Source organism: Pseudomonas sp. Pso3 (genome assembly GCF_055393275.1).
Window position 1 is genome coordinate 3,929,375 of the sequence record NZ_AP043687.1, and the last position, 12,939, is coordinate 3,942,313.

The following is a 12,939-nucleotide window of genomic DNA, read 5'->3' on the forward strand; positions in this document are numbered from 1 at the left end:
CCTTCCGGGCGCCTTCGAGGATGTCGACATGATCTTCCAACGCGCCTTCATGGCGGTCTGGCTGGTGGCCGGACTCGTCATGCTGTTCATCGCCCGGGATTACCAGGCGCCCTTTTCCTACGAGCCGGTCGGTCCGCGGGCCTATCCGATGCTGATGTTCGGGCTGATGAGCCTGGGCCTGGCCTATCTGATCATCCGCCCCACGCCGATCGGCGATGGCGAAGACCAGAAACCGCTGGACGCCTCCTCGCTGCGCAAGGTAGTGGCCTGCTGCGCCATCCTGCTGGGCTATGCCCTGACCTTCCAGCCGCTGGGCTTTCCGCTGAGCGCCTTCATCACCGCCACCCTCTGCGGTCTGCTCTATGGCGGTCGCCTGATGCCCTGCGCCCTGGTCAGCCTGCTGCTCGCCATCGGCCTCTATGTGCTGTTCGATCGGGTGATGGAAGTCCCCCTACCCCTTGGCGTGCTGGAATTCCTGGAGGGCTGACATGGATACCTTGAATTTTCTGATGCAGGGCTTCGGCGTCGCCATGACGCCGACCAACCTGATCGTGGCCCTCATCGGCACCCTGATCGGCACCGTGGTCGGCCTGCTGCCGGGTCTCGGGCCGATCAACGGCATCGCTCTGCTGATCCCGGTGGCCTTCGCCCTGGGTCTGCCGCCGGAGACTTCGCTGATCCTGCTGGCAGCGGTCTATCTGGGCTGCGAATACGGCGGGCGGATCTCCTCGATCCTGCTAAACATCCCCGGCGAAGCCGCGACCATGATGACCTGCCTGGACGGCTATCCGCTGGCCCGCCAGGGCATGGCGGGCGTGGCCCTGTCGCTGTCGGCCTGGAGCTCCTTCATCGGCGCCTTCATCGCCACCTGCGGCATGGTGCTGTTCTCGCCGCTGCTGGCGAAATGGGCAATCGCCTTCGGTCCGGCGGAATACTTCGCGCTGATGGCCCTGGCCATCCTCAGCCTCTCCGGCATGGCCGCCGAGAAGCCGGTCAAGACCCTGGTCGCCGCCCTCTTCGGCCTGGCCATCGCCTCCGTGGGCATCGATGCCAACAGCGGCGTCTACCGCTTCACCTTCGACAACGTGCACCTGGCCGACGGCATCGACTTCGTGATCCTGGTGCTGGGTCTGTTCTCGGTGAGCGAACTGCTCCTGCTGCTGGAGCAGACCCATCATGGCCAGGTCGCGGTCAAGGCCACCGGGCGCATGCTGTTCAACGTGCGCGAAGCGCGCAGCGTGTTCATGGTCAACCTGCGCAGCTCGGTGAGCGGCTTCATCATCGGCGTGCTGCCGGGTGCCGGCGCGACCCTGGCCAGTGCCCTGGCCTACACCACCGAGAAGCGCATGGCCGGTGCCGATGGCAAGTTCGGCAAGGGTGACCTGCGCGGCCTGGCAGCGCCGGAAACCGCCATCGGCGCGGCGGTGTGCGGCAACATGATTCCCATGCTGACCCTGGGCATCCCCGGCTCGGGCACCACCGCGGTGATGATCGGCGCCCTGACCCTCTACAACATCACCCCCGGCCCGCTGCTGTTCCAGAACGAGCCGAATCTGGTGTGGGGTCTGATCGCCTCGCTGTTCATCGCCAACGTGATGCTGCTGATCCTCAACGTGCCCATGGTGAAGATGTTCACCAAGATCCTCGAGGTGCCTAACTGGTCGCTGGCCCCGGCCATCGCCATCATCACCGGCATCGGCGTCTATGCGGTGCACGCCACCACCTTCGACCTGGTGCTGATGGTCTGCGTGGGCATCTTCGGCTACATCATGCGCAAGCTGGACTTCCCGCTGTCGCCGCTGCTGCTGGGCTTCATCCTCGGCGAGCTGATGGAAACCAGCCTGAGACGCGCACTGTCGATCTCCAACGGCGACATGGGCATCCTCTGGCAGAGCGGCATCAGCCAGGCCATCTGGATCGTCTGCATCCTGATGGTGGCCCTGCCCTTCTACCGTGCCTGGCGCAAGCGTCGCGCGCCCAAGCCCGCGACCGTCTGAGGTCGGCGACACCCGCGCCCGCGGCCGGAGTCCTTCCGCCCGCGGGCTTTTTCATTCAAGAAGTTTTGAAGCTCTTCTTCGGATAGATATCGTAGCGGCTGGACTTGCCCTCCAGCACATAGCCGGGCTTGGCGCCTTCGATGGCCGGCGCCTTGCGCGGGCGCTTGACCACCACCCGGTGACTGGCGCGGGCCAGGGCCGCGGCCAGCAGCGCCGGGGCGTCCAGGTCGTCGCCCACCAGCGGCCGGAACAGGCGCATCTCCTTCTTCACCAAGGCGCTCTTGTCGCGGTGCGGGAACATGGGATCCAGGTAGATTACTTCGGGCGCCTCGCCCTCTCCGCGCTGCAGGTAGGCGGTGGAGTCGGCCTGCACCAGGGTCATCAGGGCGACTATGCCAGCCGCCTCGTGATCCCGTGCGGCGCGGGCAAGGCCGTCTTCGAGCAGGGCAGCGATCAGCGGCTGGCGCTCGACCAGCGTCACCGCACAGCCCAGTGTGGCCAGCACGAAGGCGTCACGCCCCAGACCCGCGGTGGCATCGAGGATGCGCGGACGCACGCCCGGGCCGATCCCCACCGCCTTGGCGATCATCTGGCCCGCGCCGCCGCCGAACTTGCGCCGGTGCGCCGCCGCGCCCTCGACGAAATCCACCCGCACCGGACCCGGCGCCTCCGGGCCGCGCTGCACCAGTTGCAGGCCCTGGGCGCCCACCTGCACGGCGAATTCCTCAGTGGTGGCGCTGCCCAGGGGCAGGCCCAGGCGCGCGGCCCAGGCCGCGGCGGCCTCGGTGAAGGCGGGTTCCAGGGCTTCGACGATAAGCGCGGGGTGGGCGGTGGACATGAGCGACTCGCAGGCGAAAAGACCCGTCATTCTACCGGCAGACGCGAAAGCCACCCATGTCGACATGGAAATGATCGCGGTGCGCCGCGTTGTAGTCCGGTCCCAGGGTGGTATTGAAGGACCGGCAGGCCCCGTCGCGCACCAGCCGCAGGAAGCGCTGGGCCTGGGGATCGCCGGTCCAGTCCCGCGCCACGCTGATGCGCCGCCCATCGGCCAGGCGCAACCCGGCGATGTCCAGGGCATTGGCGGTGGCGTGCTGACTGCGCCGGCCACTGGCGCGGCCATAGATATTGCGGCAGGCGAAGCTGCCATAGTGCTCCACCTCGGCCACCCGCTGGCCATAGACGGCTTCGGCCGCCGGCTGCAGCGCCTGTCGCTCGAACAGCGCGAAGCTCACCGCCAGGGGACAGCTGGCGACAAAGCTGCCGCTGAGTCTCACCCCTTCACCGCGCTGGATGCGCACGGCCCGCTCCAGCGGACAGTCGGCCGACCCCGCATTGCCGCGCAATTCCCGATAGTTGAGCGCCGAGGTGGCCAGGGACGCCGCGCAATAGTCGGCATCAGCCTGCAGACGCCAGAGCTTGAGGCGAGTGACGGCATTGGTGGGGGCCTGGATATCCAGCGGCGCCCAGGGATTGTAGGCCGGCGGGATACGCAGCCAGCCCTGGTCGAAGGCGGTATGCAGACCGCCATAGAGCAGGATGACGAGACCGAGCAGGTGTCTGGCTTTCATGCGGCGCGCCGAAGGAGATTCGCGAGGCGGTAGACCTCATCTGACCGGAGCGAGCCGCGGGAATGCCGGCGAAAACGTCGCCAAACGTATCGCGACAACCGGCGTGGGCTAGAGCAGACCGAGTTGTTCGGTGTCGGCGGTGCTCAGCTCGGGCAATGCCGGCAGACCGGGCAGGCGTTCGCGCAGCTGGGCATGGAATCTCAGGGCCAGCTCGGGCGCCTGGCGGTTGTCCGGGGTGTGCAGGAAGACATAGGGCACCTTGCCCGCCTCGATCCAGTCGGCCACCCGCGTGACCCACTTGGCCAGGTAGTAGTCGTTGGCGGCCAACTCCAGGCGGCCGATGAAGCGCACCTGGGGATGCTCGCTGAACGCCAGGGCGCGAGCCGGAACCCGCGGTTTCTTGGCTTGGGCCAGGCGCACGGCCGGCTCACTCGGATCGGCGCTGAACAGCGCGGCCGAATCCAGGCCGACGCGCTCCACGCCCAGGTCCATGAGCAGCCGGTTCAGGGCCCGCTCGGACTCGCCCTTGTCGAAAAAGGCCAGGTGCCGGACCTCCACCGCCAGGGCGCAACGCGGCGCCATGGCCGAGAGAAAGACCTGCAGTTCCTTGAGCCGATCGGGCCCGAAGCCCGCTGGCAGTTGCAGCCACAGGGGGCTGGCCCGTTCACCCAGGGGCGCCAGCAATTCGAGAAAGGTACGGGCGCTGGCGAGTTGCACCCGCAGATCCTCGGCATGGCTGATGTCGCGGGGAAACTTGGCGCAGAAGCGAAAGCCGGTCGGCATCAATTCGGCCCAGCGGCGGATGGTGTCCGCCGCGGGCCAGGCGTAGAAGGTGGTGTTGCCTTCCACGGCGTTGAACACCTGGGCGTAACGCGGCAGGAAATCACCCGGACGCAAGCCGTGGTAGAGGCTCTCGCGCCAGGCGTTGTCGTTCCAGGAGGGGCAACCGAGAAAGTACGGCAGCATCAGGCGTAGAGGTCGAGGCCCACGACGCTGGAGGAGCCGTCCGGCTCGGCGCCGAAGGCGGCGGTGCTGCCATAGCTGGCCAGGGCCTGCTGGGCACGGGCAGTGAGCTGACTGGCGAAGCGCCCTTCGCGCTCGCTGAGCACCAGGCCGTTACCGTTACCATTGTCGGCATCGGTCGCCGCAGCCGCTTCCACACGGCGGAGGGGTGCGACGTCGGGCCGGGGATTGCCTGCGGCCTCCCGGGCGATGGCATTCTGGCGGGCGTCCTCATCCTTCGCCACCTCGCGTACGGGCGTGACCGCGCGCGAGGAACGATTCAGGGGATAAGCAGAGGAGGCATAGCCGCTGTCAATGCGCATGGCAGGTCCCGAACGGATGGCACTACTCTAAGTAGGGTCGAAAGCTATGACAATCAAGGGCCGGACGCCCGTCGCGACCGGCGGACGAGCGGCATCTACAGCTTGGACGTCAGACTATTACGCGTGGTTTCCTGCCGTCAGACCGACTGCTTGGGAGTGGCGACCCGATCACGCAGATAAACGGGTTGCGCCGCTTCGGACTCGGCCGACACGGCTTCGCCGCGCTGCCAGGCGGTGGCCGCCAGAACCGCCAGGTCCCGGGCATGGGGCAACAGAGTGGCATCCTGCTCGATCAGCGGCACGGCCATGCGGCAGACATAGCCCCAGCCGGTGCCGGCACCGAACCAGTCGCCGGTGGCGGCGGCCGGCAGGGCAATGGCCTCGGGCGCCAGCACGGCTTCCGCCCCCGCGAGCACCATGGCCGCGCCGTCGAGGCGATAGCAGCCCCAGTAGACCTCGTCCATGCGCGCGTCGATGGCCGCAGCCACCTGGGTCACGCCGCGCTCGCGCCAGGCGCGCTGGGCGATGATCGCCAGATTCGACACCGGCAGTACCGGTCGGTCCAGGCCGAAGGCCAGGCCCTGCACCACGCCGATAGCGATGCGCACGCCGGTGAAGGCGCCCGGACCACGCCCGAAGGCGATGGCGTCCACCTGCGCCAGACTCAGACCGGTCTCGGCCAGCAGCTCCTGCACCATGGGCAGGACCCGCTGGGCATGCAGGCGCGGCGCGATCTCGTAGCGATGGATGATCTCGTCGCCCAGGTGCAAGGCGACCGAGCAGGCTTCGGTGGCGGTGTCGAGGGCGAGCAGGATGGACATGGGGCAGATCCGCAACTGGGAAAAGGGCTGCGCATTCTAGAGGAAGACGGGTCGCGAGGGGACCCGCCCATCGGTCGTGACGCCAGGACGGCGCCTTGACCGGACCGCCTGCAGGCACAGGCGGCCGTGACCGGCGCTTAGTTCAGCGCCTGCAGCACCTTGGCGGTGATGGCATCCACCGAACCCACGCCCTCGATGCGGCTGCACTTCGGCGTGCCCTGGGCGGCGCCCAGCTTCTGGTAGAAGTCCACCAGCGGCTTGGTCTGGGAATGATAGAGGTCCAGACGCTTGCGAATGGTAGCTTCGCGGTCGTCTTCGCGCTGTACCAGCGGCTCGCCGGTCAGGTCGTCGGTGTCGGCGACCTTCGGCGGATTGTGTTCGATGTGATAGACGCGACCCGAACCCGGGTGCACGCGGCGACCGGACAGGCGCTGGACGATTTCTTCGTCATCCACGGCGATTTCCAGCACGTGGTCGATCTTAACGCCGGCGGCTTCGAGGGCCTCGGCCTGGGGAATGGTGCGCGGGAAGCCGTCGAACAGGAAACCCTTGGCGCAATCGGCGTCGAGGATACGCTCGCTGATCAGGGCGATGATGATCTCGTCGGAGACCAGGCCACCGTTGTCCATGATGTCCTTGACCTGCAGGCCCAGGGGCGTGCCGGCCTTGACCGCGGCCCGCAGCATGTCGCCGGTGGAAACCTGCGGAATGCCGAATTTCTCAGTGATGAACCGGGCCTGAGTACCTTTGCCGGCACCGGGCGCTCCCAGCAGGATTACGCGCATCTGTAGCTCCTTAGAATGGTCTCGGACTGGCAGCCCGCGCAGGGCGCTGTCGCGATGATTGTTGTCGACGACACGAGACGGCCAAAGGGACCAACCATACACAGCGCCCCCTGGCCGCACAAGTTACCAAGCGTCGCAGGTGCCGGGCCCGTCCAGACGACCCCGGGCGCCGGCAAAAGCGACAGTCTGTTCAACCGGTATTGCGCAGTCCTGCGGCGATCCCGGCCACGCTTACCAGCAGGGCCTGATCGAGCGCCGCCGGCTGGCTTTCGCCGGCCGCCCGCGCCCGGGCCAGCAGCTCGATCTGCAGGAGGTGCAGCGGATCGAGATAGGTGTTGCGCACGGCGATGAACACCAGGGTTTCCGGATGGTGTTCGAGCAACTCGCCCTGCCCGGTCAGGCGCAACACCGCCACGCCCGCCTGGCGCAGCCGCTCGCGCAGCTGGCTGCCGAGCACCTGCAGGTCGGCTTCCACCAGGCGCTGGTCGTAGAGCCGCGCCAGTTCGGCCTCCGCCTTGGCCAGCACCATCTCCAGCATGTCGATGCGGGTCTGGAAGAACGGCCAGCGCTCGCGCATCTCGCGCAGCAGCGGCGACTCGCCCCGGCGCTCGGCTTCTTCCAGAGCCCTTTCCCAGCCGAGCCAGGCCGGCAGCATCAGCCGCGTCTGGGTCCAGGCGAAGATCCAGGGGATGGCCCTGAGGCTTTCCACGCCGCCTTCGCGGCGCTTGGCCGGGCGACTGCCCAGGGGCAGCCGGCCCAGCTCCTGCTCGGGGGTGGCCTGGCGGAAATAGCTGACGAAGTGCGGGTCTTCGCGCACCACGCCGCGATAGGCCTGCAAGCTGTCCTGGGCCAGGCGATCCATCTGCTCGCGCCAGGCCGGCTCCGGCGCGGGCGGCGGCAACAGGGTGGCTTCCAGCACGGCGCCCAGGTAGAGCGCCAGATTCTGCTCGGCGATGGCCGGCTGGCCGAACTTGAAGCGGATCATCTCGCCCTGTTCGGTGGTGCGGAAGCGCCCGGCCACCGAGCCCGGGGGTTGCGAGAGGATGGCCGCGTGGGCCGGGCCACCGCCCCGCCCCACGGTGCCACCGCGGCCATGGAACAGCAGCAGCTCCACGCCCCGACTGGCGCAGATGTCCACCAGGGCTTCCTGGGCACGGTACTGGGCCCAGGCCGCCGCCAGGGTGCCGGCGTCCTTGGCCGAATCGGAATAGCCGATCATGACCTCCTGGGGACCGGCCAGGCGCGCGCGGTAGTCGGGCAGATCGAGCAGGCTGGCGATGGCGCTGCCGGCATGATCCAGGTCGTCGAGGGTCTCGAACAGCGGCACCACCCGCATCGGCTGGCGTACCCCGCACTCGCGCAGCAGCAGCTGCACGGCGAGGACATCTGACGCCGCGCCGGCCATGGAGATGACATAGGAGCCCAGGGCATCGGGCGGCGAGGCGGCAATCACGCGGCAGGTGGCGAGCACCTCCTGGGTATCGGCCTCCAGCTGGGCGTCCAGCGGCAGCAGGGGACGCCGGCTGCCGAGCTCGCCACGCAGGAATTCCAGGCGCTGCGCCTCGCTCCAGGCGGCGTAGTCGCCCAGGTCGAGATAGCGGCAGATATCGGCCAGGGCCGCGGCATGGCGCGCGGCGTCCTGGCGGATGTCCAGGCGCACCAGATAGAGACCGAAGGTACGGGCCCGGCGCAGGGTATCGAGCAGGGAGCCATCGGCGATGACCCCCAGGCCGCAGTGCTGCAGGGAGTCGTAGCACAGCTGCAGCGGGGCGATCAGCTCGGCGTTGTCGCTGAGGATATGACGGGCGCCGGCATGGGGATCGGTGATGGCATGGGCCGCCCAGCTGCGGGTGATCTGCAACCGCTCGCGCAGCACCTTGAGCACCTTGCGATAGGGTTCCGGGTGATCGCCGGCCTGTTCGCGCAGGGCCGGACTCGCCGCCTGCATGGACAGCTCCGCGGCCAGCCGGTCGACATCGCGCAGGTAGAGATCGGCGGCCATCCAGCGCGCCAGCAGCAGCACCTCGCGGGTGATGGCGGCGGTGACGTTGGGATTGCCATCGCGATCGCCGCCCATCCAGGAGGAAAAGCGTACCGGCGCCGCGGTCAGCGGCAGGCGCTGGCCGGTGCGTTCCTGCAGGCAGTCGTCCAACTTGCGCAGCAGGCTGGGGATCGCCTGCCACAGCGAATTCTCGATCACCGCGAAGCCCCACTTGGCTTCGTCCACCGGCGTCGGCCGCTGGCGGCGGATCTCCTCGGTGTGCCAGGCCTCGGCGATCAGCCGACGCAGCCGTGCCTCGATGGCGGCCACCTCGGCGGAGGTCAGGTCGCGATGATCGAGGGCCGCCAGCTGCGCGCTGATCTCGTCGTATTTCTGGATCAGGGTCCGCCGCGAGACCTCGGTGGGGTGGGCGGTCAGCACCAGATCGATGTCCAGCGCCGCCACCCGCTCGGCCAGCTCGCTACCCGCGTGACCGGCCGCGCCCAGGCGCTCCAGCAATTCCGGCAGTACCTGCTGCTCGAAGGGCGGCGGCTCGTCTTCGGTGCGGCGTCTGACCCGGTGATATTCCTCGGCGATGTTGGCGAGGTTGAGAAAGTGACTGAAGGCCCGCGCCACCGGCAGCAGTTCGTCTTCGGCCAGGGTATCCAGGGTGTCGCCCAGTTGGCGGGCACCCTCCGCGGAGCCGCCACGGGCGGCCTTGGCGCCCTTGCGGATCCGCTCGATCTTGTCGAGAAAGGCCGCGCCATGCTGGTCGGCAATGGTCTGCCCCAGGAGCTCACCCAGCAAACGCACCTGCTCGCGCAGGCGAACATCGATTTCCACCATCTCGTGCTCCTCGAAAGTACCGGTTCGGACCTCACGGCAACCGCTGCGGTCTAGCGCAGAGGACAGCACCCCGCTGTCACGGTTGCAAGCCCCGGCTGTTGCAGGGTGCCCAGCCGCGCTCGACCTGAATATCCGACCTTTGCCTAAGCCACGGGAGATGCCCATGAAGATTCGCGAACTCGCTCACCAATGGGAGCAGCAGGCCACCACCTCCAGCACCACCCGCCGCTACCACCTCGACCTGGAGCTGGAGACCGCGGCCCGTCTCGAGGCCCTCTGCGAACTCTATCCCCAGCGCACGCCCGAGGCCCTGCTCGGCGAATTGCTGGCGGCCGCCTTCGAAGAGCTGGAGGCCAGCTTTCCCTATGTGCAGGGCGAGGACGTGGTGGCCACCGACGAGCTTGGCGATCCCCTCTACGCCGATGCCGGCACCACCCCGCGCTTTCTCGAATTGGCGCGAAAGCACCTGCATCGCCTGCAGTCCGAAACGCCCGACTAGCCGCCGACCTGCACCTTTACCTACAGCGCTACCGCTCTGCCAAGGGCCTCCGCGCCCTGGCGAAATTCGATAGCCAGTGAACATTTTTGTCGGATGAGCGGTCACACAGTCAGACCGCAGCGCTGGACGAGGGCTGGTTGTCAGCACCCGCCTCGGGCCTCTCAGGGCCGCGCCGGGCTTGTTTCCACATGCGGCTTTACATGACCAGGCGCCCGCCCTGCCCGTGCCGGCGGCGCGCTTTTCGGATCAACAACGGAGCTTGAATCCATGAAGAGTGCCACTGCCCAAAAGTCCCTTTCCAAAGCCTGCACCCTGAAACTGGCAGCCCTTGCCCTGGGCAGCTCGCTGTTGCTGGCCGGTTGCGCCGGCAATCCGCCGACCGCGCAGATGGCCGTGACCCAGTCCGCCGTCAACGAGGCCGTGAGCTCCGGTGGCAACCAGTTCGCGCCCATCGAGACCAAGTCGGCCCAGGACAAGTGGACCCAGGCCCAGACCGCTCTCTCCAACGAGAAGTACGACGAAGCCAAGCAACTGGCCGAGCAGGCCGAGTGGGATGCCCGCCTGGCCACCCGCAAGACCCAGGCCGCCAAGGCCGATGCCGCGCTCAAGGATGCCCAGAACAGCATCCAGCAGATCCGTGAGGAAGGTCAGATCAACCTGCAGCTCCAGCAGAACCTGCAGAAGAAGGTCCAGCAGTAAGCGACCGCCCCTTTCCTCCCTTCACGAATTAAAAGGACGACCATCATGCGTAAACACATTCTGATCCCTGCCGTGTCGCTGCTCAGCCTGGCCCTGGCCGCGTGCTCCACGCCGCCCAACCCCAACCTGGAAAAGGCCAAGTCCGACTACTCCGCCCTGGAATCCCAGCCGCAGGCCGCCCAGCTGGCCGCCCTGGAGACCAAGGACGCCGGTACCTGGCTGCAGAAGACCGAGAAGGCCTACAAGGACGGTGAAAACGAGAAGACCGTCGACCAGCTGGCCTACCTGACCAACCAGCGCATCCAGACGGCCATGCAGACCATCAAGCTGCGCATGACCGAAGCCCAGATGCAGGGCGTCGATGCCGAGCGCACCCAGGCTCGCCTGGACGCCCGTACCGCCCAGCTCAAGCAACTGCAGGATGCCCTGCAGGCCAAGCAGACCGAGCGCGGCACCGTGGTGACCTTCGGCAACGTGCTGTTCGACTTCAACAAGGCCGAACTCAAGCCCCAGGGCTATGCCAACGCCCAGAAGCTGGCCGATTACCTGAAGCAGAATCCCGAGCGCAAGGTGATCGTCGAGGGCTACACCGACAGCGTCGGCAGCGACTCCTACAACCAGCAGCTGTCCGAGCGTCGCGCCCAGGCCATCCAGACCGCCCTGGTCAGCGCTGGCGTCGAGCCGAGCCGCATCCAGGCCCGTGGCTATGGCAAGAACTTCCCGGTGGCCAGCAACAGCAACGCCTCCGACCGCGCCCTGAACCGTCGCGTGGAAGTGACCATCTCCAACGACGCCAACCCCGTCGCCCCGCGCATGTAACGACTGCGTGAAGCTAGAAGACCCCGCCCAGGCGGGGTCTTTTTTTGCCGGCGGATCGGCTAGCGGCGCTTGCCACCCAGCAGGGAGCCGAGCAGTCCCCGTACCAGCTGCCGCCCGAGCTGATTGGCCGCCTGGCGCGCCGCGCTTCTGAGCGCATTGCCCGCGAGCTCGCCCACCAGATCGCCGAGGGCACCACCCTGCCCGCTCTGGGTCTTTTCCGCTACCGGCGCCTGCGCCGGGACCCGCTCGGCCTGACGATCCCGCAGGATCTCGTAGGCCGATTCGCGATCCACCGCCCGGTCATAGCGACCCGCCTGGGGCGACTGACGGATCAGCGTCTGGCGCTCGGCTTCGCTGAGCGGGCCGACCCGGGATTGCGGCGGGGCGATGGCCACGCGCTGGACCATCGCCGGCGTACCCTTGTCTTCCAGGCTGCCCACCAGGGCCTCGCCAATGCCCAGCTCGGTCAGCACCTCCAGGCTGTCGAAGGCCGGATTGGGGCGGAAGCCGTCGGCCACCGCGCGCAGCGCCTTCTGCTCCCGGGCGGTAAAGGCGCGCAGGCCGTGCTGGATGCGCAAGCCGAGCTGGGCCAGGATGGTATCCGGCAGATCGGCGGGGGACTGGGTGACGAAATAGACGCCGACGCCCTTGGAACGGATCAGCCGCACCACCTGCTCCAGGCGCTCGCGCAGGGCCTTGGGGGTGTCGCCAAACAGCAGGTGGGCCTCGTCGAAGAACAGCGCCAGCACCGGCTTATCGGCATCGCCGCGCTCGGGCAACTGCTCGAACAGCTCGGCCAGCAGCCAGATCAGAAAGGTGGCGTAGACCTTGGGCGCTTCGTGCACCAGGCGGCTGGCGTCGAGCAGGTGGATGCGTCCACGGCCGTCGGGCTCGGGGCGCAGCACGTCTTCCAGTTGCAGGGCCGGCTCGCCGAAGAAGGCCTCGGCGCCCTGCTGCTCCAGGGTCGCCAGCCTGCGCAGCAGCGCCTGGGCCGAGGCGCCAGTGAACAGGGCACGGTCCTCGCCCAGGGCGTCGGGCTGTTCGCGCAGGTGATTGAGGACCGCCTTGAGGTCCTTGAGGTCGAGCAGCAGCAGGCCTTCGCGATCGGCCACCTTGAAGGCGGCGTGCAAGGCGGCCTGCTGGCTGTCGGTCAGCTCCAACAGATTGCCCAGCAGCAGCGGGCCCATCTCGCTCAGGGTGGTGCGCAGCGGATGACCGCTCCGGCCATCGACGTCCCAGAGGGTGACCGGATAGGCCTGGGACTGGTGCGGCAGACCCTGGGCGGCGATGCGCTCGGCCAGCTTGCCCTGGGGTGCGCCGGCCGCGCCGAGGCCGCAGAGATCGCCCTTGATGTCGGCGGCGAAGACCGAGACGCCGGCATCGCTGAAGGCTTCGGCGAGGCGCTGCAGGGTCACGGTCTTGCCGGTGCCCGTGGCGCCGGCGATCAGGCCGTGGCGGTTGGCCAGCTTGAGTGGATGGCCGAGCGGTTGACCAGCGCTCTGGTCATTGGAAACGGCAGTACCCAGGATCAGCAGGGGCGTCGAGGACATGGCGCAGCTCCGTAGCAGTTCTGCGCCAGCTTAACCCGAGCGTCCG

General features: G+C 67.9%; 13 protein-coding genes. 5 read left to right on the forward strand and 8 right to left on the reverse strand.

Features of this window, described 5'->3' with window-relative positions; genetic code table 11:
* The first annotated feature begins 28 nt into the window (after window positions 1–28).
* The gene (locus ACZ5R1_RS18505) at window positions 29–487 is read left to right on the forward strand and encodes a tripartite tricarboxylate transporter TctB family protein (protein WP_007161982.1); all 459 of its coding nucleotides are present in this window, start codon (window positions 29–31) and stop codon (window positions 485–487) included.
* Window position 488: 1 nt separating this feature from the next.
* A complete protein-coding gene (locus ACZ5R1_RS18510; RefSeq protein WP_027598571.1) occupies window positions 489–1,997 on the forward strand; it encodes a tripartite tricarboxylate transporter permease in 1,509 nt (502 codons plus the stop codon).
* Window positions 1,998–2,052: 55 nt separating this feature from the next.
* On the opposite strand, the gene ACZ5R1_RS18515 is transcribed toward ACZ5R1_RS18510, so the two are convergent.
* The 7 genes from ACZ5R1_RS18515 to ppc all read right to left on the reverse strand — a co-directional run bounded on the left by ACZ5R1_RS18515 (window position 2,053) and on the right by ppc (window position 9,326).
* Entirely contained in the window at window positions 2,053–2,835 is a 783-nt protein-coding gene (locus ACZ5R1_RS18515) for a class I SAM-dependent methyltransferase (protein WP_007161980.1), read from the reverse strand.
* Between the two features lie 31 nt (window positions 2,836–2,866).
* On the reverse strand, window positions 2,867–3,568 hold the full coding sequence (locus ACZ5R1_RS18520; RefSeq protein WP_007161979.1) for an extensin-like domain-containing protein: 702 nt from the start codon (window positions 3,566–3,568) through the stop codon (window positions 2,867–2,869).
* Window positions 3,569–3,676: 108 nt separating this feature from the next.
* A complete protein-coding gene (locus ACZ5R1_RS18525) occupies window positions 3,677–4,534 on the reverse strand; it encodes a DUF72 domain-containing protein (protein ID WP_007161978.1) in 858 nt (285 codons plus the stop codon).
* A complete protein-coding gene (locus tag ACZ5R1_RS18530) occupies window positions 4,534–4,893 on the reverse strand; it encodes a hypothetical protein (protein WP_007161977.1) in 360 nt (119 codons plus the stop codon). Before ACZ5R1_RS18530 ends, ACZ5R1_RS18525 begins: the two co-directional genes overlap by 1 nt.
* 137 nt (window positions 4,894–5,030) lie before the next feature.
* Entirely contained in the window at window positions 5,031–5,714 is a 684-nt protein-coding gene (tsaB, locus tag ACZ5R1_RS18535; RefSeq protein ID WP_115946793.1) for a tRNA (adenosine(37)-N6)-threonylcarbamoyltransferase complex dimerization subunit type 1 TsaB, read from the reverse strand.
* A gap of 137 nt (window positions 5,715–5,851) precedes the next feature.
* The gene (gene adk, locus ACZ5R1_RS18540) at window positions 5,852–6,499 is read right to left on the reverse strand and encodes an adenylate kinase (protein ID WP_007161975.1); all 648 of its coding nucleotides are present in this window, start codon (window positions 6,497–6,499) and stop codon (window positions 5,852–5,854) included.
* Window positions 6,500–6,689: 190 nt separating this feature from the next.
* Complete coding sequence (gene ppc, locus ACZ5R1_RS18545; protein WP_115946792.1) at window positions 6,690–9,326, reverse strand: phosphoenolpyruvate carboxylase; 2,637 nt, start codon at window positions 9,324–9,326, stop codon at window positions 6,690–6,692.
* A gap of 163 nt (window positions 9,327–9,489) precedes the next feature.
* On the opposite strand from ppc, the gene ACZ5R1_RS18550 reads away from it, so the two are divergent.
* The 3 genes from ACZ5R1_RS18550 to lptF all read left to right on the forward strand — a co-directional run bounded on the left by ACZ5R1_RS18550 (window position 9,490) and on the right by lptF (window position 11,343).
* Window positions 9,490–9,825 carry a hypothetical protein gene (locus ACZ5R1_RS18550; RefSeq protein ID WP_007161973.1) on the forward strand — a complete coding sequence of 112 codons (336 nt, stop codon included), beginning with the start codon at window positions 9,490–9,492 and terminating at the stop codon, window positions 9,823–9,825.
* A gap of 267 nt (window positions 9,826–10,092) precedes the next feature.
* Window positions 10,093–10,524, forward strand: coding sequence for a DUF4398 domain-containing protein (locus tag ACZ5R1_RS18555; protein ID WP_007161972.1), 432 nt, complete (start codon window positions 10,093–10,095; stop codon window positions 10,522–10,524).
* Between the two features lie 45 nt (window positions 10,525–10,569).
* Window positions 10,570–11,343: a lipotoxin F family OmpA-related lipoprotein LptF gene (gene lptF, locus ACZ5R1_RS18560; RefSeq protein ID WP_007161971.1), complete on the forward strand. Its 774-nt coding sequence runs from the start codon at window positions 10,570–10,572 to the stop codon at window positions 11,341–11,343.
* A gap of 59 nt (window positions 11,344–11,402) precedes the next feature.
* On the opposite strand, the gene ACZ5R1_RS18565 is transcribed toward lptF, so the two are convergent.
* Window positions 11,403–12,893, reverse strand: coding sequence for a helicase HerA-like domain-containing protein (locus ACZ5R1_RS18565; protein WP_115946791.1), 1,491 nt, complete (start codon window positions 12,891–12,893; stop codon window positions 11,403–11,405).
* Between the last annotated feature and the right edge of the window lie 46 nt (window positions 12,894–12,939).